At 70.3% G+C, this 23738-nt stretch carries 21 protein-coding genes; 8 read left to right on the top strand and 13 right to left on the bottom strand.

Going from position 1 to position 23738, the window contains the following annotated elements:
* The 4 genes from VKV26_16675 to coaE form a co-directional block, all read right to left on the bottom strand.
* A partial coding sequence (locus VKV26_16675) for a hypothetical protein (GenBank protein HLZ71539.1) occupies positions 1–1719 on the bottom strand: 1719 nt, incomplete at its 3' end.
* On the bottom strand, positions 1695–2405 hold the full coding sequence (locus VKV26_16670) for a metallophosphoesterase family protein (GenBank protein ID HLZ71538.1): 711 nt from the start codon (positions 2403–2405) through the stop codon (positions 1695–1697). The genes VKV26_16675 and VKV26_16670, both read right to left, overlap by 25 nt.
* A gap of 110 nt (positions 2406–2515) precedes the next feature.
* A complete protein-coding gene (locus VKV26_16665) occupies positions 2516–3418 on the bottom strand; it encodes a CbbQ/NirQ/NorQ/GpvN family protein (GenBank protein HLZ71537.1) in 903 nt (300 codons plus the stop codon).
* A 175-nt stretch (positions 3419–3593) separates the two neighbouring features.
* On the bottom strand, positions 3594–4199 hold the full coding sequence (gene coaE, locus VKV26_16660) for a dephospho-CoA kinase (protein HLZ71536.1): 606 nt from the start codon (positions 4197–4199) through the stop codon (positions 3594–3596).
* A gap of 180 nt (positions 4200–4379) precedes the next feature.
* On the opposite strand from coaE, the gene VKV26_16655 reads away from it, so the two are divergent.
* Positions 4380–4886: a hypothetical protein gene (locus VKV26_16655; GenBank protein HLZ71535.1), complete on the top strand. Its 507-nt coding sequence runs from the start codon at positions 4380–4382 to the stop codon at positions 4884–4886.
* A 335-nt stretch (positions 4887–5221) separates the two neighbouring features.
* On the opposite strand, the gene VKV26_16650 is transcribed toward VKV26_16655, so the two are convergent.
* A complete protein-coding gene (locus tag VKV26_16650; protein ID HLZ71534.1) occupies positions 5222–7102 on the bottom strand; it encodes an ABC transporter ATP-binding protein in 1881 nt (626 codons plus the stop codon).
* A gap of 298 nt (positions 7103–7400) precedes the next feature.
* Positions 7401–9161 (bottom strand): ABC transporter ATP-binding protein, encoded by a 1761-nt coding sequence (locus VKV26_16645; GenBank protein HLZ71533.1) that lies wholly within the window; start codon positions 9159–9161, stop codon positions 7401–7403.
* A gap of 370 nt (positions 9162–9531) precedes the next feature.
* Here VKV26_16645 and VKV26_16640 point away from each other — a divergent pair, with 370 nt between their 5' ends.
* Positions 9532–10854 (top strand): amidase, encoded by a 1323-nt coding sequence (locus tag VKV26_16640; GenBank protein HLZ71532.1) that lies wholly within the window; start codon positions 9532–9534, stop codon positions 10852–10854.
* Positions 10855–10908: 54 nt separating this feature from the next.
* On the opposite strand, the gene VKV26_16635 is transcribed toward VKV26_16640, so the two are convergent.
* The 3 genes from VKV26_16635 to VKV26_16625 form a co-directional block, all read right to left on the bottom strand.
* Entirely contained in the window at positions 10909–11259 is a 351-nt protein-coding gene (locus VKV26_16635) for a hypothetical protein (protein ID HLZ71531.1), read from the bottom strand.
* A gap of 378 nt (positions 11260–11637) precedes the next feature.
* A complete protein-coding gene (locus VKV26_16630) occupies positions 11638–12582 on the bottom strand; it encodes a type I phosphomannose isomerase catalytic subunit (GenBank protein ID HLZ71530.1) in 945 nt (314 codons plus the stop codon).
* A 194-nt stretch (positions 12583–12776) separates the two neighbouring features.
* Positions 12777–13313, bottom strand: a complete 537-nt coding sequence (locus VKV26_16625) for a hypothetical protein (GenBank protein ID HLZ71529.1) — start codon at positions 13311–13313, stop codon at positions 12777–12779.
* Positions 13314–13513: 200 nt separating this feature from the next.
* Here VKV26_16625 and VKV26_16620 point away from each other — a divergent pair, with 200 nt between their 5' ends.
* From VKV26_16620 to VKV26_16595, 6 genes are all read left to right on the top strand, one after another.
* A complete protein-coding gene (locus VKV26_16620; GenBank protein ID HLZ71528.1) occupies positions 13514–14353 on the top strand; it encodes a family 1 encapsulin nanocompartment shell protein in 840 nt (279 codons plus the stop codon).
* Between the two features lie 93 nt (positions 14354–14446).
* Positions 14447–14833: a hypothetical protein gene (locus tag VKV26_16615; GenBank protein HLZ71527.1), complete on the top strand. Its 387-nt coding sequence runs from the start codon at positions 14447–14449 to the stop codon at positions 14831–14833.
* Positions 14834–14838: 5 nt separating this feature from the next.
* Positions 14839–15342 carry a MerR family transcriptional regulator gene (locus VKV26_16610; GenBank protein ID HLZ71526.1) on the top strand — a complete coding sequence of 168 codons (504 nt, stop codon included), beginning with the start codon at positions 14839–14841 and terminating at the stop codon, positions 15340–15342.
* A 150-nt stretch (positions 15343–15492) separates the two neighbouring features.
* A complete protein-coding gene (locus VKV26_16605; GenBank protein ID HLZ71525.1) occupies positions 15493–16434 on the top strand; it encodes a hypothetical protein in 942 nt (313 codons plus the stop codon).
* 86 nt (positions 16435–16520) lie between these two features.
* Positions 16521–16997, top strand: coding sequence for a pyridoxamine 5'-phosphate oxidase family protein (locus tag VKV26_16600; protein ID HLZ71524.1), 477 nt, complete (start codon positions 16521–16523; stop codon positions 16995–16997).
* A gap of 250 nt (positions 16998–17247) precedes the next feature.
* On the top strand, positions 17248–18069 hold the full coding sequence (locus tag VKV26_16595) for a class I SAM-dependent methyltransferase (protein HLZ71523.1): 822 nt from the start codon (positions 17248–17250) through the stop codon (positions 18067–18069).
* 14 nt (positions 18070–18083) lie between these two features.
* Here the strand turns inward: VKV26_16595 and VKV26_16590 are convergent, their stop codons facing one another.
* The 4 genes from VKV26_16590 to VKV26_16575 form a co-directional block, all read right to left on the bottom strand.
* A complete protein-coding gene (locus tag VKV26_16590) occupies positions 18084–18551 on the bottom strand; it encodes a nuclear transport factor 2 family protein (protein HLZ71522.1) in 468 nt (155 codons plus the stop codon).
* 82 nt (positions 18552–18633) lie between these two features.
* A complete protein-coding gene (locus tag VKV26_16585) occupies positions 18634–20292 on the bottom strand; it encodes an amidohydrolase family protein (protein HLZ71521.1) in 1659 nt (552 codons plus the stop codon).
* A 50-nt stretch (positions 20293–20342) separates the two neighbouring features.
* The gene (locus VKV26_16580; protein ID HLZ71520.1) at positions 20343–21563 is read right to left on the bottom strand and encodes an LLM class flavin-dependent oxidoreductase; all 1221 of its coding nucleotides are present in this window, start codon (positions 21561–21563) and stop codon (positions 20343–20345) included.
* Between the two features lie 80 nt (positions 21564–21643).
* Complete coding sequence (locus tag VKV26_16575) at positions 21644–23683, bottom strand: S9 family peptidase (protein ID HLZ71519.1); 2040 nt, start codon at positions 23681–23683, stop codon at positions 21644–21646.
* Between the last annotated feature and the right edge of the window lie 55 nt (positions 23684–23738).

The following is a 23738-nucleotide window of genomic DNA, read 5'->3' as shown; positions in this document are numbered from 1 at the left end:
CGTGACCTCGGCCGTGTCCTCGATCGTGGCGTCCTCATGTTGGATGGCGCGCAGCAGGCCCGCCGCCTGGCGCATCGTCTCCATGCGCCCGATCGGCCAGCGCACGCTGCTGAGGCCGTCGAGGCTGATGCGGATCAGGTTCTCGACCGCGGCCTTGCGCAGCGGCATCTCCTCCACCGGGCTGCGCTTGCCCAGCTCACGCCCCTGCACCCGCCGCAGCGGCCCGCGAATGCCGCCGTACTCGCGCTTGATCAAGTAGTCGATGCGCGAGTCCTCGACCACGGTGAACAGGTCGGAGGCGAGTTGACGGTCTTCGAACAGGTCGAAAAAGCGTTCCATGTCGGTGAGCGCCACGCCGTCGCCGCCGGCGCGCTCGCCGCGCGTGTTGCCGAAGAGGGCCCCTGGCCGCTCGAAGCGCATGCGGAAGCTGTCGAACTCCAAATGGCCGGCCTGGTGCGTGGCGTAGACCTTGTAGACGGCGAAGTTCTCGCCCTTGTTGCCCGCTTCTTCGACCACGGGCGGCAGGAAGACCGCCGTGCCGTCGGTGCTGGCGCGCTCGGTGCTCACCCAGCCCACGCCCTTGTCGGCCAGGGCGCCGGCGGCCTGGATGCTGACGTTGGTGCCGGTGAGCGCCTTGCAGTACATGCGCAGCACCTCGCCCACGCGCACCAGCTCCACGCGGGCCGAGAGCAGCTCGATCACCTCCTCGCCCTTGCCGGATTCCAGCCTGAAGAAGGCGAGGCCACCGTCCTCGCTCGCTTCGAGGATCTTGCGCCCCTCGCCGTGCCAGGCGTCGAGGTCATCGAAGCGGACGCGCATCAGCACCTCGGGCACGCTCTTGAGGAACTCCATCGCCGCCGCGCCCGACTTCGGCGCCAACAGCTCCGAGAGCGTGAGCAGGCGGTTGTGCAGCTCGTTGTCGAGCTGGCCCAATGCGCTGGCGCTCTCCGCGAAAAAGGGATACGCCTGCCGGCCCGCCTTGCGCGCCACGGCGGACGAAAGCAGCAGGAAGCGCGTGCGCTGGTCGGGGTGCACATGGTGCAGCAGACCGGGGCCCTTCTCGAAGTAGACGCGCGCGTCGGCCCAGCTCGTCTCGGCGACGACGGTGGCGAAGCCGAGGAAGGAGCCGCGATCGGCGCGTTCGAGGCTGCCCATCACTTTGGGGGCGATGCCGAGGCAGGCGGCGGCCAGCTCGTACGAGCGCGAGGCGAGCGTGTCGATGAAGCGCGCCAGCGCCCGCGCCTCGGCCAGGTTCACCTGCTGAAAGAGCGCCGGGCTGATCTCGAAGAACTGGGACGCGAGCGAGCTGGACTTCCAGTTGCCCTTGTAGAGCTGGCGGCCGAGCCCGGCCCACTCGCGCATCTGCTGGATCGAGAGACCGCCCAGTCCCTCGGCGCCGGCCTTGAAGTACGACGAGGCGAGCGAGGCCGACTCCTCGGCCAACTCGCGGCCCGTTTCCGCCCAGCGGCGCAGCACGGGGAACGGCATCAGCGAGGCGAGCGCCGGGCTGGCGCGGAAGAATTCGCCCGCCGCCTCCCATGAGCGCAACGAATGGCGCGCCAGCGCCGCGCCGTCCTCCGCCCAGAGGCGCAGCTCCTGCTCGGTGAAGGCGCCGGTCATCTCTTCAAGCGCCTGGCGGAAGTCGCGCGGCAGCGAGACGGGATAGCCGCCCAGGATCTGGTCGTACTCATTGGCTAGACGTTCAGCGAACCGTTCCATGGATCGTGCCCCGCCTTCGGGGCCTGGTCGTACCCATACCCCGTCGTGCCGCCCTGCGGCTGCCATGCAGTCATATGGATATCGGAGCTGGCGGAGACGGCGCGCGTCGGGTCGGCGAAGTTGCCGAACTGCACTTCATCCGTCTGCGTATCGAGGATAGCAAAGCTGAGCTGGAAGTCGTTGCGCGGGTCGCGTGGCTCGCCGGCCGAGCCGGGGTTGATCACCAGCACACGCCCCACGCGTTCGGCCATCTGGTAGTGCGTGTGGCCGAGGATGACGATCTCGGCGTCGTCGATCTCGGCGCAGCGGCGCAGCGTGGGGCTGTTGGGATAGACGTACTCGCGGTGCGGATCGAAGGGGCTGCCGTGCACGACCAGCAACCGCTTGCCGTTCACCTGCACGCGCAGGTCGAGCGGCTGGGCGCTGAGGAAGTCGCGCAGGTCGGCCTGGATCCAGGGCGCGGCCTGGGCGCGCACGCCATCGCGGCTGAAGAACGTCTCTTCATGGTTGCCCTGGATGATGCGGGCGTCACGCTCGCGCAGCCGCGCCGCGACCTCGTTGGAGAAGCGGAACTGGTAGATCGCGTCGCCGGCGCAGATCAGCTCGTCCACGTCGCCCATCGCCGCCAGGGCGCAGTCCAGCCCGGCGATATTGCAGTGGATGTCCGAAACGATACCGATTCTCATAGGTGACAGGTTACAGGTGACAGGTGACAGTAGGGTCAGAAAACCGCAGCCAGGCAGCCGTGGCCGGCTCTTCAGCGTTCATCTGTAACCTGAAACCTGTCACCTGTCACCTACTCAAAGATGGAGGAAACGACTTCCTCGATGCTGCGCTGCACTTCGGCGTCGTCGGTGAGCGCCCAGACGACGCCCACCTGGCAGGCGCGGCGGGCGGGAATGCCCTTGGCGATCAGCTTGCCGGCGTAGATCAGCAGGCGGGTGCTGACGCCTTCGCCCAGGCCGTGCTCGCGCAGGTTGCGGACCTTCTCGCCCAGCTTCGCCAGCTCCACCGAGGTGGCCGCGTCGACGCCCGACTCCTTCTCGATGATCTGCGCCTCGACCTCGCGCGGCGGGTAGGTGAAGTCGATGGCGATGAAGCGCTGCCGCGTGCTGTGCTTCAGGTCTTTAAGGGCGCTCTGGTAGCCGGGGTTGTAGGAGATGACGAGCAGGAAGCCCTCACGCGCTTCGATCACCTGGCCGAGCTTCTCCACCGGCAGCAGGCGGCGGTAGTCGGTGAGCGGGTGGATGAGGACGGTCGTGTCCTTGCGCGCCTCCACCACCTCGTCCAGATAGCAGATCGCGCCATGCTTCACGGCGCGGGTGAGCGGGCCGTCCATCCAGCGCGTGCTGTCGCCCTCGAGCAGGTAGCGGCCGACGAGGTCGCTGGCGGTCAGGTCTTCGTGGCAGGCGACGGTGACGACGGAGACGCCGGGCCCATCGCCGTTCACGGCCGGCGTGCTGGTCGTGCCCTGCTCCTTCATCACCGTCAGCGGCCGGCCGAGCTTGTAGGCCATGTACTCGACGAAGCGGGTCTTGCCGCAGCCGGTGGGGCCCTTGAGCAGGACGGGAATCTTCTGCTCGAAGGCGGCGCGGAACAGCTCGATCTCATCGCCCACGCCGACGTAGTACGGCTCGTGCTCGGGCGTGTACTCTTCGATCGCGTACTGCCGGTAGATCTGGTCGCTCTCGGTGGTCATCGCATCGTCATCCGTTCACGCCGGCCGCCCGGCCAGATGTGAAGGCCGCCTCGCGGCGGCCCCCGTGCAAAAGCTCGCCTCGCGCTGCGCCCGCCGCGCCTGCGCGGGCCGTTCTCTTGCCTTATGCTAACTGGCCGTCTGCTCAGGCGCCACACCGGCGCCCGCGGTGGGAGGCTTAGCGGCTGCCGGCGGCGACCAGCTCGTCCCAGCGGCGGGCGACTTCGGCTTGCGCCTGCGCGACCGTGCCGCTGTTATCAATCACGACCGTGGCCTCGCGCGTACGCTCCTCGTTCGAGAGCTGGGCGGCGATGCGCGCCTGCGCCTGCTCGGGCGTGAGGCCATTGCGAGCGATCAGCCGCTGCTCGGCCACGGCCACCGGCACGGTCACGACCCAGATCTGATCGACCAGGTCCTGCCAGCCGGCCTCCAGCAGCACCGCCGCCTCGATCACCACGACCATGCGGCCGGCGGCGCGGAACTCGTCCAGCATGCGCGCCATCATGCGCTTCATCACCGGCCAGATGATCGCCTGCAAGCGTTCGCGCTGCGCCGGATCGCCGAAGACGATCGCGCCGAGCGCCTTGCGGTCGATCTCGCCGTTCTCGGCCACGATCTGCTGGCCGAAGGCATCGACCACGGCCTGCCAGCCCTCGGAGCCGTGCGTGTACGCCTCGTGGCCCACCTTGTCCGCGTCCACGATCGTAGCGCCGCGCGCGGCCAGCGCCTCGGAAATGGTGGACTTGCCGCTGGCGATTCCGCCGGTGAGACCGATCACGATCATCTGCACACCATGCCGCCAGGTCGTTTCAGAGCGCCGCCATCGTAGCAACGGCCTTTCCAGCCGGTCAACAAACGATCCAGCGCCGAACGCCCATCGGGGTCGGCTCCTACGCGCGTTGCGCCGGCAGTAGCGGAAGAGGCAGCCCGCCGCCGAAGATAGGGAAAAATCGCCGAGGCGACGTTGAGCGGCCCGCTGGCCTTTCTCGATGAGTCAGGGGATCCCGGCGCGCCGGCGTTCGGCGGCAGCCGCCTTTTCGTCGTCGGATTGGTTCTCTTCGCCGATCGCGCGGTGGCGGCGGCCTGCGATGCCCGGATCGACCAGTTACGCGCCGAACTCGGAAAGCCGAACCGCTACGAGTTCCACTTCCGCACCAATACCCACACGGTGCGACAGATATTCTTGCAGAGTGCTTCATCGTTCCCGTTCATGTACTACGCTGCGGCGATCACGAAACCAGAACGCGGCGTGAACAAGCCCGAGGAACTCTATCTCGATGCCGTCGCACTCGTGTGCGCGCGGGCTGGCTCGGCCCTGGATGGCGCACGTCTCGTTGTCGATGCCGGCAGCCGCGACAAACGGGCGCGGCAGCGACTGGCGATTGCGATCCGAAACCGGGTCAACGGTGAGGCGGGCCGGACGCTGCTCGCCGAAGTCAGAGAGCCCAGGAGTCAGCGCGTCAGAACTTGATTCAACTTGCCGACTACATGACCGGCGTCGCCAGCTGGTGGCAGGCCGGCAAGCGCGGCGCAGAGGGATACCGCCGCCTACTACGGGCTCGCGAAGGCGGCTACTGGCCGGCTGAGTGAGCAGCAACACGAAACCCCGCGCGTTGCGCTGCGGGGTCTGTGCGTCCCGGCTCCTATCCCTCGCGCTTGCGCCGAGAGAAGGCGGCCATTTGCGACCACCGTTCGGAAGCCGGGCGATTCATCTAGAGTATACCGCAACTCTACGTCCTGCGCGTACAGTTGCTGAGGCGTGAGCGGTTACGGATGGCCATCGTTTGCTTCGGGCCGCAGCGTCCTTCATGCGCTGCCGGCGCGCACGCCCGGGGCGCCGGCGCTGGCGAAACCGAGCGAATAGAGGTCGTAGTACATGCCGCGGCGGGCGATCAGTTCCTCGTGCGTGCCCTGCTCCACGATCGCGCCGTGGCGCAGCGCCACGATCCGGTCGGCGTTGCGCACCGTCGCCAGGCGGTGGGCAATCACGAAGGCCGTGCGTCCGCGCAGCAGCTTGCCCAGCGCTCGCTGCAGCCGCGCCTCCGTAGCCGAGTCGATGTTCGCCGTCGCCTCGTCCAGCAGCAGGATCCGCGGCCGGCGCAGCAGCGCCCGCGCAAAGCTGACGAGTTGCCGCTGGCCGACGGAGAGGTTGACGCCGCGCTCGCGCACGATCGTGTCGTAGCCCTCCGGCAGACGCGCGATCAGCTCATGCAGCCCCACGATCTCGGCCGCCTCCTGCACCTCGGCGTCCGTCGCCTGCAACCGGCCCAGGCGGATGTTGTCCGCGATCGTGCCGCTGAACAGGTACGGTTCCTGCAGGACGATCCCCATCTGCCCGCGCAGCGAGGCGAGCGTCACATCGCGGATGTCGTGGCCATCCACCGTGATGCGCCCGCCGGTCACGTCGTAGAAGCGTTCCAACAGGCTGATGATCGTGCTCTTGCCCGCACCCGTTTCGCCCACCAGCGCGACGGTCTGCCCCGGCTCGGCCACCAGGTTCAAATCGTGCAGCACGGGGATCTCGGGCACGTACGCGAAACGCACGTATTCAAAGGCGACGCGACCCAGCACCGGCGGCAGCTCGATCGCACCGGGCCGGTCGGCGATCTTCACCGGCTCGTCCAGCAGGGCGAAGACGCGCTCGGCCGCGACCGTGGCGCGCTGCAGCGTACTGTACTGCTGCGTCACCTGGCCGATCGGGTCGAAGAGGCGGTTCACGTACAGCGCGAAGCCGACCAGCGCGCCGACCTTCAGATCGTGCGAGAGCACGAGCGAGCCGCCCACGGCGATCACGACCGCGATCGCAATCGCGTTCACCAGGTCCACCAGCGGGTTGATGATCGCGGAGACGCGGCTCGCTTCGAGGTTGGCGTTGAAGTTCTGGCGGTTGACCGTGCCGAAGCGGCGGCGGTTCTCGTCCTCACGCGTCAGGCTCTGGATGATGCGCACGCCGGAGACGTTCTCCTGCAGGCTGGCGTTGACGATGGAAATCGCGGCGCGGGTGCGTACGAAGCTTTTGCGGGCGTAGCGCTGCCAGACGGCAATAATCCCGAACAGCACGGGCAGCGAGATCAGCGTCACCAGCGCCAGCCGCCAGTCGAGCGCCAGCAGCGTGAAGACGATGCCCACGGTGGTGAGCGAGCTGGCGATGATGCTGAGCAGGCCGCTGCTCAAAAGCTGCTGCAGGACAGAAATGTCGTTCTGGGCGCGCGACATGATCCGCCCGGTCTCGTTGCGGTCGAAGAAGGCGATCGGCAGCACCTGCAGGTGCCAGAAAACGTCTTCGGAGAGCCGGTAGAGCGCCCACTGGCCGGCGTAGGTCATCGAGTAGCTCTGGCCGTAGGTCGCGAACCAGTTGACGAGCTGCATCAGCACGAAGCCGAGCATCAGCAGCACGAGCCCGTGCATGTCGTTCCTGGCGATAAAGTCGTCGATCGCGAGGGTGAGGAAGTACGGCGTGGCCACGCTGGTGGCCGTGGCCACGAGCATCAGCAGCGCCGCGATCGTGACGCGGCCTTTGTAGGGCGTGAGATAGGGCAGCAGGCGGCGCAGCAGCTTGCCGTCGAACGGCTTGCCGAACTCCTCGTCGTCGGGCGAGCGCCCGTCTATGCCGGCGCGGCGCATCATGCCGCGCCCGGCGCCGCCGAAGCCGCCGCCCCCGCCCATACCGCCGAAACCTAGCGCCATCCTCGGCCCTCACCCCCTTCCCCTCTCCCAATCCTGGGAGAGGGGCGATCGTTGGTTGCTGATACGTATGGTTGCCGGGTTAGCAGCGCGCCGTGAGTCGTGGCTGCGGCCGCGACGGGCCGTTCCCGGACGGCCCCTACCAGACGGTTGGCAGCGCTCCCTGCGCAGCACGCCGCAAGCCACGCCGACCGGCTTGCCCGCGAAACCTCCCAGCGATCGCCCCCTTCTCTCCCATACACAGAAGTTCGGTGGACCGCGAGACGATTGCGGCCTGTATGGGAGAGAAGGGGGATGGGGGTTATGAGGGCCGTACCGCCGCCATCTCGCTCAGCTCCTCCTGGTCGCGCAGCTCCAGGTCGTAGATCTCGCGGTACGGGCCTTCGTTCGCAAGCAGCTCCTCGTGGTGGCCGCGCTCCACGATGCGCCCGTCCTTCAGCACCAGGATCTCGTCGGCGTCGCGCACGGTGCGCAGCCGCTGCGCAATCACGAAGGTCGTGCGGCCGCGCAGCAGCTCGGCCAGCGCCTGCTGAATCAGATATTCGGTCTCCATGTCCACGCTGCTGGTCGCGTCGTCCAGGATCAGCACTTTCGGGTCGAGCAGCAGCGTGCGGGCGATGGCGACGCGCTGGCGCTGGCCGCCGGAGAGCGTGATGCCGCGCTCTCCCACCCATGTCTCATAGCCGTCGGGCAGGCTGGTGATGAACTCGTGCAGCCGCGCCGCGCGGGCCACGGCCTCGATCTGCTCGGGCGTGGCGCCCGGCGCGCCGTAGGCGATGTTCTCGCGGATCGTGGCGGAGAAGAGGAACGGGTCCTGCAGGACGATGCCGACCGCGCGGCGCAGCGACTCCAGCGTCACGTCGCGGATGTCGTGGCCGTCGATCGTGATGCGGCCCTCGGTCACATCGTAGAAGCGCGGCAGGAGCTGGGTAATCGTGCTCTTGCCGCTGCCCGAGGGGCCGAGCAGGGCGACAAGCGTGCCCGGCGGCGCATCGATCTCGATCTCGCGCAGGACGGGACGCTCGCGGCTGTAGCCGAACGAGACGCGCTCGAAGCGTACGTGGCCCCGCACGCCGGCCAGCGCCACGGCGCCGGGCCGCTCGTGCACTTCGCGCTCGGCGTCAAGGATCTCGAAGATGCGTTGGCCGCCGGCCGTGGCCCGCGTCCAGAGGTTGAGCAGGAAGCCGATCGTGCGCACCGGGCCGGTGAGGTTGGTGCGGTATTCAAGAAAGGCGACGAGCCCGCCCAGCGTCAGCTGGTGATGCATCACCGCGTAGCCGCCGTAGATCACGATGATCGCCGTGGCGGCGTTGAGCAGGAAGGTCATCAGCGGCTGGTTGAAGGCGGCGAGCCGGTTCGCCTCCAGCGAATCGACGCGCACGATGCGGTTGGAGACGTTGAATTTGTCCAGCTCCTCGCGCTCGCGCGTGAAGGCGCGCACCACGCGGGCGCCCACCAGGTTCTCCTGCAAGACGCTGGTGAAGGCGCCCTGCGCCCCCTGCACCCGCACCCAGAGCGACCGCAGGCTGCGGCTCACGCTCCAGGCGCGCAACCCGATCAGCGGCATCACGGCGAGGAAGAGCAGTCCCATCTGCCAGTTGATGCGCAGCGCCACCACCACGGTGATCGCGAAGAGCACCACCGCGTAAGTCAACTGCAGCAGGCCGAGCTGGATGAAGGCCCGCACCTGCTCGACGTCGACCGTGGCGCGGGACATGAGCTGGCCCGTCTCGCTGCGGTCGTGGAAGGCGAAGCTCTGCCGCTGCACGGCCTCGTAGAGGTCGTCGCGCAGGCGCAACGCCACGGTCTGCGAGAGGTACTGGCCGAGATAGCTCTGGAAGAACTCGAAGACGCCCTGCACGAGCGCAACGGCCACGACCAGCACACCCGCGAGCACCAGGAAGGAGCGGCTGTTGTGCGCCAGGCCGAAGTCGATCGCCTGCTTGATCACCAGCGGCGTGATGATGTTGAACAGCGCCGCGCCGGCCAGGGCGATGTAGGCCAGCGCGGTGGCGCCGCGGTTGTAACGCAGATACGAGAAGATGCGCAGGACGGTTCGCATGCATCCGCAGGGTACGCGACCGCCAACTCTCACGTCAACGTGAGGGTGGAGCGGACCCTCATCCTCACTTCGTTTCTACGACCCCTCTCCTTCTCCCAATCCTGGGAGAGGGAGAGGGGCGATCTCGCGGAGGAAGGTCCGCGGCGGCGCCGGGTTAGCAGGCCGCGGCAGGGGCGCACGGCGTGCGCCCGTCGCGCCTGCCGGCGCGACCCGCGGCGCGGCGAGCAGGCGTGCGGCGCGGCGCGCTGTGCTATCGTCGCGGCACCAGCTGCGGAGGTGGATGCGATGGCGGCAACCGCACACGGGCGAGTCGAACAGAGCATGCCGGCTCCGCGTCCGCGGAGGCGCGGAGGGCCACGAAAGGACATCCATGATCCCGCTGACGTTCGCGCCGGCCACGGAGCTGGCGCGGGCAGTCCGTGAGCGCGAGGTCTCGTCGGCCGCGGTGATCGAGGCGCACCTGGCGCGGATTGCGGCGATCAATCCGCAGATCAACGCCGTCGTGCAACTGCCGGCAGAAGAGGCGCGGGCGGCTGCCCGCACGGCCGATGCGGCCCTCGCGCGGGGCGAGCAGCCGGGCCCGCTGCACGGCGTCCCCTTCACCGTCAAAGACACGCTCGATGTGGCCGGCGTAATCGGCGCGATGGGCGTGGCGGAGCGCGCCGGCTTCATCCCTGATCGCGACGCGACGGTTGTCGCGCGGCTGCGCGCGGCGGGCGGCATCGTGCTGGGCAAGACCAACGTGCCGCCCTGGGGCGGCGGCATCGAGACCGACAACCCGGTCTACGGCCGCACCAGCAATCCGTACAACCTGAGCCGCACACCCGGCGGCAGCAGCGGCGGCGAGGCGGCGCTGATCGCCGCGGGCGGTTCACCGCTCGGCCTGGGCAGCGACTCGGGCGGCAGCCTGCGCCTGCCGGCGCACAACTGCGGCATCGTCACGATCAAGCCGACCGCCGGCCGCGTGCCGACCACCACCGGCGGCCAGACCGGCGACATGCACGATCCGCGCACGCAGGTCGGGCTGCTCGCCCGCCGCGTCGAGGATCTCTGCCTGGCGCTGCCGCTGATCGCCGGTCCGGACGGCTTCGACGCCGGCGTTGCGCCGGTGCCGCTGCTCGACGCGGCCGGCGTGGACCTGGCCGTGCTGCGCGTCGCCTGCTTCACCAATGATGGCGTGAGCGAGGCGGCTGCGGCCGTCGCGGCGGCGGTGCGCGCGGCGGCGCAATCGCTCAGGGCGTGCGTTGCGGCGCTGGAGGAGCAGCGGCCGGAGGGCATCGAGCGCGCCTGGCCGATCACGCAGGGCTACTGGGAGTCGGTGATCGACGGTAGGATGCCCACCGCGGACTTCTACCGCCTGTTGCGCCGCTGGGGCCGCTTCCGCAGCACGATGCTGCAGTTCATGCAGCGCTGGGACGCGATCGTCTGCCCCGTGGCCGCGGTGCCCGCCGTGCCGCACGGGACATCGAAGAACTGGACGGCGAACGACTTCCGGCAGGCGAGCATGATCAGCTACACCGTGCCGTACAGCCTCACCGGCTGGCCCTGTGTCGTGGTGCGCGCCGGCGCCTCGCCCGAGGGGCTGCCGATCGGCGTGCAGATCGTCGCCCGGCCCTGGCGGGAGGAGGTAGCGCTCGCGCTGGCACGGCAGGTCGAGGCCGCGCTGGGCGGCTGGCAACCGCCGCCACTGTGAGCGAGCTCGACCTGAGCGGACCGGCAGACCGGCACTGCGTTGCGCCGTGGAACCTCAGATCCGCGACTTGCCCCGCGCGATCGGCCGTGCGCAGCGGCGCGGGCGGTAGCCGGGGCGGAAGGCCGTCGCGCCGTGTGTGCGAGCGCCGCAGACCCGGCACACCCGGCGCGCCGCCAGCGTGCGGCCGCGGCAGGCGGGTTGCCTGGGCGCCGTGTCCGCGGCCGCCTGCGGCGCGGCGGGACGGCGCCGCAGGCGGTGCGCCAGCCGCTCGATCGCCGCCCGCAGGCCAAGCCAGCCGTTCTTGCGCTCCGGGAGAGGACCCAGCCGGGCGCGCCGCGCAGCCTTGCGCTCCCGCAGCGCCGCTTCCAGGCGCACAATCTCTGCCCAGGTTTCGATGTGGGACATCACGCTCTCTCCCAGGTCGTCAACACGGCTGGACCCGCTCACTGAGCGACGCCTTCAGACCCTCCTTCCGTGCGGCGCGGGAGCGGCAAACACAAGCAAAACAGAAGAGCCGCGGGAAATTCCCGTGGCTCTCGAACACGGCTGCCGTTGAGGCGATCTAGGGGCTTGCGGCAGCGACGAACGGGCCATGGGCGGTCAGCAGCGGGTGACGCCCGCCTTGCACGAGCGTCGCCCAGTGTTGCGCGGTTGGCCGCCGGAATTGCCGCACGAGTGCCCTGCCTCCGCGAGAGCGAACTGCTTCCGAACTACGTTCAGCGTAGCATTCGCAGGCGCGGGCCGTCCATGAACGTGGCCTGACAATTGGTTGTGTAACGCCCATCAGGGCAGCGCCGCCAGCAGTGCCGTGCAACCACCTGACGCTGGGATGAACGCGTAATCCGGGCACTCGGCGGGCACCACGGCGGTCTCGTACGGCGCGAGCGGCAGGCTCCAGCCCGCGCCGTGCAGCTCGGCCGCGCCCGCCGTCAGCGTCAGGGCGTGAAACGTCTCCCCGTCCGGCGCCAGGCGCAGCGGCTGTCGCTCCGCGCGCAGCAGCGTGAGCGTGAAGTAGGGGCAGCCGGTGAGCGGGGTGTAGCCCTCGGCCGGCGGGCCGGCATGGCGCAGCGGCGGATCGGCGGCCGCGTCCACGACACTGAGTGCCTGGTCGAGATGCAGCGCGCGGCCGGCCGTCTGCGGGCGGTCCCAGTCCCAGAGGCGATAGGTGATGTCCGACATCTGCTGCACCTCGTAAAGCAGCAGACCGGGACCCGGCGCGTGCACCGTGCCGGCCGGAATCAGCAGTGTGTCGCCTGGCGTGACAGCGCGCTCGCAGAGCAGCGGCAGCAGCCCGCCGTTAGCGAGCGCCCGACGCAGGGCGCCGCGGCTGCTGCCCGGCCGCAGCCCGGCGATCAGGCGCGCCTCGGCGCCGGCGTCCAGCACATGCCACGCCTCGGTTTTGCCGATCGCCTCGCGGCCTTCCAGCCGCCGGGCCTGCGCGTCGTTCGGATGCACCTGGATGGAGAGCCAGTCGGCCGTGTCCAGCAGTTTGAGCAGGATGGGAAAGCGCTTGCCGCCGTGCGGGGCGCGGCGGCCGGTCAGCGCGGGGCCGAAGCGCGCGGCAAGTTCCTGAAGCGTGGCGCCTGCCTGCGCACCGCCGCCAAGCTCGCTGCCCTCGTAACAGATCCAGGCCTCGCCGATCGGCGGGTCGGCGGCCTTCAGCCGCCGGCCGCCCCACACACGCGGGCGGTATTCGGGCAGCAGCAGCATGGCTGCAAGCTGGACCATCGGCACCTCGACAGATCGGCAACGGCCGGCCGTTCCGGGCACGCACATGTGTCCGGCAAAGCGGTCACGCCGGGCACGCGACCAGTGTATGCCACGCGGCGCGGGCGTGATACGGCCGCGGGAGCGTTCACCGACCTCGGGAACTGTGGCCCGGGCTGTGATTGGGCCGCGCACGGCGGCCGTTACACCACCGGTCAGTTCTCGACGACGTTGCTCCGGCGTATCTCGTAGCCGCTGGCGAGGCAGTCACGCTCCGAGCGCAGCGTGTTCGGCGCGTAGCCGCGCGGCACGATCACGTAGTTGAACTGCCAGAGCGGGCTGTACTTCGCCATGCCCGGCACCGAGTCGTAGATGTTGAGCTGGTCCGGCACGAGCTCCGGCTCGGCGCGCAGCTTCAGCTCCTCGTCCAGATCGACGGCGTAGACGACCTGGTACTCCTGCGCGACCTTCACTTTCGACACGTCGACCTCGACGCGGCCGACATCGATGGCGAAGACGATCTTCCCGTCGAACCAGACCCGCTCCATCGTCTGGCCGTACGGGTTGTTGTAGTGCAGCCGCTCCACGCCCGCCGCGGTGTAGCCGGCCAGCGGCGCGCCCTGCCGCACCACGCCGTCGCTGACCGCCCAGTTCGGCGCTTCCAGCGGCAGAGCCTCGGCCGGCGGCTGCCAGCCGGGGATCAGGCTGCCCACGGTAAACTGCGCCGGCTTCCCCGTTCCGCTTGCAGCCATCTCGCGCACCTCGCACCGGCACTGCTGCGCCGCGGCGCCTGCGCCGATCGCGGCGCGCGGCTTCTCCCGCATCGTAGCGGCCGCGCGGCGGCTGTCTTCAGCTTATCGGGGCATGTGCAAGCGGTTGCGGACGTACTACGCTGGCGCCGCCGATCTGGGCGCTGCGCCGGTGCGCGATGCGCCGGGCATGGGGGCGAAGCATGGACCTGCTGTTGCGCGATCAGGCGCCGTTGACGCCGGAGCAGTGGTTGGCGCTGGACGAGACCGTGGTGCAGACCGCGCGCCGGGCGCTGGTCTGCCGGCGCTTCATCCCGATCTTCGGGCCGCTCGGCCCCGGCACGCAGGCCGTGCCCGATGATCGCCTCTCCGGCGGCGCGGGCGGCGCCGTGGACCTGATGGGCAACGCCGAGTCGGCCAGCGTGCGCCTCTCCGTGCGGCGCTATCTGCCCGTGCCGCTGATCTACAAGGACTTCCGCCTGCCCTGGCGCGACCTGGAAGCGGCGGCGCAGACCGGCGCCCCGCTCGACATGGGCGGCGCCGACGCGGCCGCCGCCGCCTGCGCCCACGCCGAGGACGACCTGATCGTCAACGGCAACCTGCTGCTGGGCCTGCCCGGCCTGCGCGCCGTGGACGGCGCCCAGCAGCGGCCGCTGGGCGACTGGAACGACCCCGAGCAGGCGCTGAACGCCGTCGTTGCCGCCACGGAGGCGCTGTTCAGTGCGGGCTTCTACGGCGCTGCGACCGTGCTGACCAGCCCGCTCCTGTTCTCGCGGCTGAACCGCATGTACGGCAACTCGGGCCTGCTCACGGTGGAACAGGTGCAGAAGCTGGTGCGCGGCGGCGTCTACCAGTCGCCGGTCGTGCCGGAGCAGACGGCGCTGGTGCTGAGCGCCGAAAGCGCAACGATGGACCTGGCGCTGGCGCAGGACATGATCGTCGCCTATCAGGGACCGGAGAACCTCAACCACCTCTTCCGCGTGCTGGAGATGCTGGTGCTGCGCATCAAGCAGCCACGCGCGATCGTGGTGCTGGCGGGCTGAGCCGGCGAGTTCAGAGGCGGATCGCAGCCGGTCAGATCGGCCAGATCTCGCGAACGCCTGCGCTTGCAGCTCCGGTCGCTCTATACTTGATTTATGGCCGATCAGTACATCGCCACCGACAAGCAGAGCGGGCTGGAGATCGCGATCACCGGGCAGTTTCCCCTCGCGCCCGAAGACCGCATCCACGTGGCGCGCACGGTGAACCTGTTCACCAAACTGATGGCCGCCGGCCTCGCCACCACCAGCGACAGCGACCGCCGCGAGCTGTTCACCCACCTCGAATCGCAGCTCGAGCTGGCCGCCGCCCTGATCAAGGAGGACTTCAACGAAGTCTCGCGCTTGATGCAGGAGATGCTGACGCGCATCGGCCTCACGCCGGAGAAGATGGAGGAGATGGCGAAGGAGCTGGCCGAGCAACTGCGCAAGCAGATCGACGACCAGCCCGGCGAGCCCGGCAGCGGCCCCTTCTCCACGAACTAGCCGGCATGACGACGACCTCCGCGATCCCTGCTCACCACTTCACGATCGGCGCCGTGGCGCGCGAGGCCGGTGTCTCCGTGCCGACGGTGCGCTTTTACGAAAGCCAGGGTCTGCTGAGCGCGGCGCCGCGCAGCGAGGGCAACTACCGCCTCTACTCCGCCGCAGACGTACGCCGTCTGAAGCTGATCCGCCGGGCGCGGGCGCTCGGCCTGGCGCTGCCCGCCGTGCGCGAGCTGGTGCGCGCTGCCTTCGAGGAGCCCTGCCGCGCCTTCGAGCCGCGCCTGAAGGAGGCGCTGGGGCTGCGCATCGACGACGTGGGCCGGCAGATCGCCGAGCTGACCCTGCTGCAGAGCCAGTTGCAGAACCTCGACGCGCACCTGGCCGGTGACTGTGCCTGCGACCACCCGGCGGGCGAGTGCTCGGGCTGCAGTCTGCTGGGCGAGGCGGAGGGCGGCGCCGGCGCCTGCTCCTGCGGCGCCGCGCCCCTGGCCGCTATTCCTGCACAATAATGCGTCAACTGCTAACATAACTTGACAGTTACCCGGGCGCCGCTATACTGGCGCTCGGGCCTTGCGCCGATGCTGCATGCGTCTGGCGGCACGCCGTCCAGGCCTGGCTGACTGGCCCACGATACCAGCGCCTCGGAGCATCGCCCGCCTATGAGGATCTCGGTCGCGCCGCTCGCCACACGCGCGTCATCGCCCCCTCGCCACTTCCTTCGCCCGCTCGCCGGCGCCGTCGTGCTGCTGGCGCTGCTGCACGCGCCAACGCTCGCCGCCCCGCGTCCGGCGCTGGGCCACGACCTGATGAACGACCTGCCGCTGCGCTACATCCACCAGTACCTGGGCAACGCCAGCGACGACTTCGACTGCGGCCCGACCAGCATCGCGATGGTGCTCACCGGCTACGGCCTGCGGCCGGCCGGCCTCTCCGACGCGGCCTTCGTCGCCTCCGTGCGTCGCGCTACCGGCGAGCCGGTCTCCATCGGCACGGTCTACGACGATCTGAAGCGCGCCCTCGATCGATACGGCCTGCGCTACGACTACGTGCCCTCCAGCTTGCCCGGCGAGCCCGCGGCAGAGGCGCAGATGATGCGCGACGCGGTGGCCGCGGGCAACCTGGTGATCGCCGAAGTCCACGGCACGGTCCTCGGCCGCAGCCCCGACTACGGCGATCACTGGGTGGTGGTGGTCGGCTTCGGCGACGACAGCGTGCACCTGCTCGACTCGGACGACCAGCGCCCGCGCTGGGACGGCTGGATCCGCGGCGGCGACATCACCCTGCCGCTGGGGCTGTTCGAGCAGGCGATGCTGAAGGCGCAGCCGGGGCCGTACGGCCTGATCGTCTACGCGCCGGGGCGCGGCGCCCTGCACGCCGGCATGCAGGCCAGGGTCAGCGGCACAGACGGTGACGGCGCCTACCTGCGCGGCGGCGCCGGCATCGGCGACAACAAGCTGACGCTGCTGCCGGAAGGCACGACGGTGAGCGTGGTCGGCCCCTTCCCGCCGCCGAACGCCGACGGCCACGACTGGATCGGCGTCTCCTACAACGGCCAGCAAGGCTTCGTGGCCGCGGAATACCTGGCACCGGCGGGACAGTAGCGCCCGTCGCCGAGATCGGGCGACAGATCGCGCCGCCGGGCCGTACACTCGCGGCAGCGGCCGAGCCCGCCGCAGGAGGCGCAACGATGCCCATTCCCGCCGAACTGGCGCTCTCACCCGCCGAGCTGGACGAGCTGATGGCGAGCTGCTGGAACATGCGCGTCGCCACGATCGGCCCCGGCAGCCGCATCAACCTTACGCCGCTCTGGTTCGGCTGGGCCGGCGGCAAAGTCTACTTCTACTGCCGCGGGCAGAAGGTCGTGAACCTGCGCCGCAACCCGATCGCCACGGTGCTGGTCGACCGCAACGAGCGCTTCCCCGAGCTGCAGGGCGTGATGCTGCAGGGCCGCGCCACCGTGCTGGAAGACCAGGCCGCCGAGCAGGCCGACCCAGACCTGGCGAAGGCGAAAGAGCAGATGGCGGACAAGTACGCGCTGGGGCACGGCGAGGCCGGCCGGCGCGAATATGCCAGCCGCACGGCCCGCGGCCGCCACTGGCGCTGGGTGCGTTTTCAGCCGGCGCACACCGTCAGTTGGGACAACACCAAACTGCCGCGGCAATGACTCTGTGGGAGCACGCTGCGGCATGCCGTCGTATGCCACACTGGCGCCAGGCAGCGAGGCGACAAGCGACCCAGCCCGCACCCGCAGTGTGCACGGAAAGCGACTGCATCGCCCTACCCCACACGGCGACCCGGCAGCGTGCATACCCTGCAAGCTTCGTTCTGCATTCGTAACGTTCGGCCGCTACGCTCGACTGGATGGAGGGGCGTCGCGCGCCGTGCGAATGATTTCGCCCCGGCCGGGAGAGCAAATGCAGAACACCGCACTCGAAACCTGGAGCGAGCGGGCGCCGGCCTGGCGCCGCTGGCAGCATGAGTTCGCGGCACATTACGCCGGGGCCACGGCGCTGGCGGTCCGTGCGGCGCGCCCGGCGCCCGGCGCCCGCGCGCTCGACCTCGCCTGCGCCACGGGCGATCTGACCCTTGCCCTGGCCGGAGCCGTGGCGCCCGGCGGCAGCGTGGCCGCGGTTGACCTGGCGCCGGCCATGCTGGCCGGCGCGGCGGAGCGGCTGCGCCGCGCGGCCTGCACGAACGTGCGGCTGCAACAGGCCGATGCGCAGGCGCTGCCCTTCGCCGACAGCGTATTCGACGCGGTGGTCTGCCGCCTGGCGATCACCCTCTTTCCCGATCCCGCGCGGGCGCTGCTGGAGTGCCGCCGCGTGCTGAAGCCGGGCGGGCGACTTGCCGTGCTTTCTTGGGGTCCGCCGCAGCGGAACACGCTGTTCGCCGTGCGCACGCTGCTGGCGAACCACGCCGCACCGGTCGCCGCGGGCCTGCCGGATGCCCTGCGCTACGCGCGGCCCGGCGCCCTCGCCGCGGCCTTCCGGGCGGCAGGCTTCACCGGCATCCGCGAAAGCGAGCACACGCTGCCGTTTCCCTGGCCGGGTGGGCCGGAGCAGGCCTGGCAGGGTCTCTTCGAGCTGCAGCCTGACGTGCAGCGGCTCTTCGCCGGCGTTGCGCCCGCACAGCGGGCCGCGGCCCAGTCGCGCGTCCTGCAGTCGATCGCCAGCCAGTACGACGGCCGCCAGGTCAACTTCACCGGCGTGGTGATGCTGGGCACCGGCGAAGCCTGACCGGCCGCCGGACGTTAGCCGCCGGCTGTTGCGGCAAGGAAGCGGGCAGTTTCGGCGTCGCTGCTGTCAAAGATGGCAGTGTAGCTGACGATTTTGCCGTTCTGCACCACGATCGTCTCGATCACCCACAGCCGGCTAAATCCGGCCGCCGTAACCGGATCGGAACTGAAGGCGAAGCGCTCCAGTGCGGTATCCAGTACGTACACCGTGTCGCCGAAGGTGATCGTCAGGCCGGGGTTCTGCGCGACGGCCTGCCCCAGTTCGGCGATCGCTTCGGCCTTCCCTTTGGCAGTCATCCCCAGATCGTTGACCACGATATTGTCGTCGAAGAGACTCGCTACGGTCGGGCCGTCGAGCTTCATCAGCGCCTGTTTGTAGGTTTCGATCACGGTCTTGATGTCCGGCGCCTGCTGCGCTTGCAGCGAGCGGGCCGGGAACAGCAGGAAAACGCTGAGCAGCAGGGCGACGGCAGGGATACGCATCGTGATTCTCCCGACCGGCTATGAAAAACTGCCGAATGGTCTGACGCGTATGATCCGAAATCCGATGCTGTCAATCTAACGTCTAAGCCCGGCCGCTTCTGCCCGGCCCATGCAGCGCCCGGCCGGGGAGGTGGCCGGCGAATTCGCCGTCGCGCAGGGCGGCGCGGCCGTTGACGATCACGTCGCGCACGCCCACGGCGTATTGGTGAGGGTTTTCGTAGGTCGCGCGATCGGCGATCGTCACGGGGTCGAAGACGACGAGGTCGGCGAAGCAGCCTTCCTCGATGCGGCCGCGCCCGGCGAGCCCCAGGTTCTCCGCCGGCAGGCGGCTGAGCCGGCGCACCGCCTCGCCCAGCGGCGCCAGCCGCTCCTCGCGCACGTACTTGCCCAGATAGCGGGCGAAGTTGCCGTAGGCGCGCGGGTGCGTGGAGCGCAGCAGGAAGGCGCCCTCCGCCGCCATCGAGCCGGCGTCCGAGCCGAGCGAGACCCAGGGCTGGCTCAACCCCAGCCGTACGTTCTCATCGGACATCATGAAGTAGGCCGTGCCGATGCGGGAGCGGTCCTGCGCCACGAGGTCGAAGATCGTCTCGATCGGGTCTTTGCCCTCAGCGCGGGCGACGGCGGCGAGCGTCTTGCCCTGGTGGTGGCGCAGATCGGGGCTGCGCGTTTGCAGGAGGAGGATGTTTTCCGGGTCGCCGGCCGCCCGGTAGAGGTTCTCCCAGCCGTCGCTTGTCGTCTCGATCGCCTCGCGGATCTCCCGCCGCACCGCCGCATCGCCCAGCCGCTCGACCAGCCGGTCCTGGCCGCCCTCGTGGAACCAGGGTGGGATGCAGTTGGAGAGGCCCGTGGCGCCGGCGGTGTAGGTGTACATGTCGGCCGTGATCCGCAAGCCTTCGGCCCGCGCGCGCTCGACGCGCGCGATCGCATCGGCCATCAAGGGCCACGATTCGCGGCCCGACGCCTTGAGGTGGTAGATCTCGGCCGGCACGCCGCCCTCGCGCGCGATGCGGATCAGCTCGTCCACGCCCTGCAACAGGCCCAGCCCCTCGCTGCGCATGTGCGAGATGTACTTGCCCTGATACGGCGCCGCGGCGGCGCACAGCGCGACCAGCTCGTCGGTGTCGGAGAAGAAGCCGGGCGGATAGATCAGCGCCGAGCCGACGCCCAGCGCCCCGGCCACCATCTCCTCGCGGATCAGGCCACGCACGGTGTCCAGCTCTCCGGCCGTCAGCGGGCGGTTCGCATGGCCGGCGGCGTAGGTGCGCAGCGTGGTGGCGCCGATGTACGAGGCGACGTTCTGGCTGATGCCATGCTTCTCGGCGTACTGCAGGTACTCGGCCAGCGAGCGCCACTCGACGCGGTAGTCGAGCGCGGGGTCGAGCCCCTGCAGGCGGCGCCGGTCCTGGTCAGTGAGCGGCCCCATCGAGGTGCCTTCGCCGAAGATCTGTGTGGTCACGCCCTGCTTCAGCTCGCCCAGCGATCGGCCGTCGTGCAGCATGGTGATGTAGGAGTGGCTGAGCATGTTGATGAAGCCGGGCGCCACGGCCATGCCGGCCGCGTCGATCACGACTTCGGCGCGGGCGCCGGCCAGCCGCAGATCGCCCTCCCGCGCCACGACGGCGATGCGATCGCCGGCAACGGCCACGTCGGCCGCGTACGGCTCGCCGCCGCTGCCGTCGCAAACGCTGCCGCGACGCACAATCAGGTCAAATGCCGGGCCGGTGGTTGACTGTTCTGACATGGTCCGTTCATCACTTCCGCTGTTCGGCGCTCACCCTCGGCCCTCGGCCCTCACCCCCGGGACGATCTCACTGTCCCAATCCTGGGCGAGGGGAGAGCTGTGGAGGCGGTTTTGAGGTTGCCGAGTTCGTCGGCTCGCGGATCTGCGAGTTGGTTGGTGACGGCCGGCGGGGGCGGGGCGAGGTCGAGCTGGGGCATGACGCGGGCGGCGAGGCGTTCCAGGTAGGCCATCGTCTCGGCGTGCGACTGGCCGCCGTAGAAGACCTCGAAGAGCAGGTAGGTGGCGCCGTGTTCTTCGGCCACGCGGCCGATCTGCTCCACCACGCGGTCGGGCGGGCCGAAGATCACGCGGCCGCGCTTCCAGGCGTCCCAGTCGCGGCCGGCGCCTGCGGGCACGCCGTCTTCGGTCGGGCCGGCGCCTTCGCGCCGGCGGAAATACTCCTCGAAGGCGCCGGGGCGGCCGCAGTCCATGCCGGCGAAGAGGGCGAAGGCGTTGTAGCGGGCGAGGCGCCGCAGATGCGGGTCGGCGGCGCGCACCGCGTCTTCTTCACGCTCACCCACGTAGAGCGGATAGGCGGCGAGCAGGTCGAGCGCGGCCGGGTCGTGGCCGGCGGCCGCGGCGGCCGCGCGGTAGCTGGCGACGTGGCCGCGCAGCACCTCGAGGTCGGAGAAGAGCAACGGCGCGATCTGCAGATGGAAGCCGCGCTCGCCGGCCCAGGTATACGAAGCCGGCGTGCGCGCCGCCGCGGCGAAGACGGGCGGGTGCGGCCGTTGCAGCGGCTTCGGCAGCAGGCGGTGCGTGAACAGGTGGAAGCGGCCGCGGTGCCGTACCGGGCCGTCTTCCGACCAGAGGCGCAGGATCGCGTCCAGGTTTTCGTCGAAGCGCTCGCGCGACTCCTCCAGCGGCACGCCGGCTACGGCAAAGTCGTAGGGGAACTGCCCGCGGCCGGCGCCGAAGTTGAGCCGCCCGCCGGAAAGCACGTCGAGCGCGGCGAAGTCCTCCGCCGTCTGCACGGGGTGGTGCAGCGAGACCAGGCAGACGGCCGTGCCCAGGCGGATGCGGCGCGTGCGCATGGCAGCAGCGCTGAGAAAGACCTGCGGCGCGGCGAAGGCGTAGCCGGGGATGCGGTGCTCGGCCAGCCAGACGCCGTGCAGGCCGGCAGCGTCGGCCAGCGCGATCTGCTCCAGCATCTGCGCGTACCAGGCGGCGAACGGCTGCGTGAAGCCGCTCTCGTAAGCGGGGATGTACATCAGGCCGAGCTTGAGCGGCATCGCATGCGCCCCGCGGCGCGCGAGACAAACAGCGCGCCGCGGGGCGCATGGTACCACGCCACCCACTGAGTCAGCCCGCGTCAGTCGGCCGGCGCCGGGCTGGCAGCCAGCGCCGGCTCGGCCGCGGGGGTCAGCGTGTAGCGCTCGATCCAGCCCAGCACGCGCTGCAGGAAGTCGAGCCGATGGCTCGGCGGGCCAAGCAAGATGAAGCCGTGGCTGCCGCCGGGGTAGCGCACCATTTCCGCCGTCTGCCCGCGGGCGCGCAGGCCGGCGAACCACTCTTCGCCCTGGCCGATCGGGCAGCGATCGTCCGCCTCGCCGTGCAGAATTAGGCAGGGCGTGCGCACCCGGTCGATGGAGTTGATCGGCGAGAGGCGGCGGTACGTCTCCCGCGTCTCCGGCAGCGGGCCGCCCATCTCGGCCGGCAGGAAGGGTACGCCAATGTCGCTCGTGCCGTACATCGACTCCAGATTCGTGACCGGCGCGCCGATCACCGCCGCCTTGAAGCGGTCCGTGTGCCCCACCACCCAGCTCGTCATGTAGCCGCCGTAACTGTAGCCCGCGACGGCCAGCCGCTCTGCGTCTGCGATCCCCTCCGCGATCAGCGCATCGACCGCGGCAAGCTGCTCCGGCAAGTCCTCCTCGCCCCAGCGCCCGACGAGGCGCGTGGCGAAGTCGTGGCCGTAGCTGCCGCTGCCGGTGGGGTTCAGCATCAGCACCGCCCAGCCGCGCGCCGCCGCGCAGTGGGCAAGCGCATGGTCCAATCCCAGGAAGGCGCTGCCGTGTGCCCCTTGCGGCCCGCCGTGGATCAGCACGAGCAGCGGCGCGGGACGCTGCCCGCCCAGCGGCAGGCGCAGCCAGCCCTCGATCTCGCCGTGCGGCGTGGCGAAGTTGCGCCGCTCGGCCGGCTGCCAGGCCAGCTCCGCGAGCAGCGCGCCGTTCAGACGCGTCAGCCGCCGCTCGGCGCTGCCGTCCGCCCGCGCAACCGAGACTTCGGCCGGCGTGCGCGGGTCGCTCTCAACGAAGGCCAGCCGCTCGGCCGCCGGCGCGTAGCTCCAGGCGATGACCTCGCGCTCGCCGCCGAGCAGCACGGATATCGCCCCATCCTGCACGCCCGCCGAGCAGAGATTCGCGTTGCCGTGGTCGCCGACGGCGAAGAGCAGGCGCGAGCCGTCGGCCGAGAAGACCGGGCGCGGCGGCGGCGTGGGCGGAAACGGCAGGGAGACGCCGCGATCAAGCCCGGGCGTCAGGTCGCGCGGCGCGCCGCCAGCGAGCGGCACCAGCCAGACGTGCAAGTCGGCGAGGCGATCGCTCAGGTCGGTGCCACTCGCATGCACGGCGATCGTCCGGCCGTCGGGCGCGAAGGCGGGCTGTCCCAGCTTCGCCAGCACGCAGAGCCGGCGTGGCTCGCCGCCCTCGGCGGGCACGAGGTAGAGCCCGTTCAGGCCGAGCAGGCCGAAGGGATGTTCGAGGTCGCGTTCTTCTGGCCGGGCGCCGGCGAAGGCGAGCGTGGCGCCGTCCGGCGACCAGGCCGGATCGCTCGCGTCCTGCGCCAGGTCCGTGACCGCCCGAGCCTCGCCCCCTTGGGCCGGCACGACGTACAGGCGCAGGCAGCGGTCGGCGACGAAGCCGGCGCCATCGGCCTTGTAGGCGGTGGTGGTCAGGTGCCTCGGCCGCCGCGCCCAGCGCTCGCGCTCCTTGGGATCGCTCGGCGGCTCTTCGCGCGAGACGCTGGCGGAGAAGGCGATCCGCGTGCCGTCCGGTGACCAGACGGGCACGCCCGCGCCGTCCGGTAGGTCGGTGAGCTTCCGCGGCTCGCCGCCCGCCACGGGCATGAGATAGAGCTGCGGCTTGCCCTCGCGGTCCGAGAGAAAGGCGAGCCGCGTGCCGTCCGGCGACCAGCGCGGGGCGCTGTCGCTGTGCGTGCCGGACGTAAACTGTACGGGCGCGCCGCCGTCGTACGGGACGAGCCAGATCGCGCTGCGCACCGTGTCGGCGTCGAGGTCCGTCGTGTGCACGGTGTAGGCGACGCGCGTGCCATCCGGCGAGATCTGCGCCTCGCTCACGTTCTGGAAACGCAGCACGTCCTCGGGGCTGATCGGCCGTGGTGCGGCGGTCATAGCTGGCGCTCCTCTCCGCGCGGGCCGGCGGGCCGCCTCGCCATTCCGGCAGGGG

The sequence above is a fragment of the Dehalococcoidia bacterium genome, assembly GCA_035310145.1.
Taxonomy (GTDB): Bacteria; Chloroflexota; Dehalococcoidia; order CAUJGQ01; family CAUJGQ01; genus CALFMN01.
This window is presented reverse-complemented; position numbering and strand designations above follow the sequence as displayed.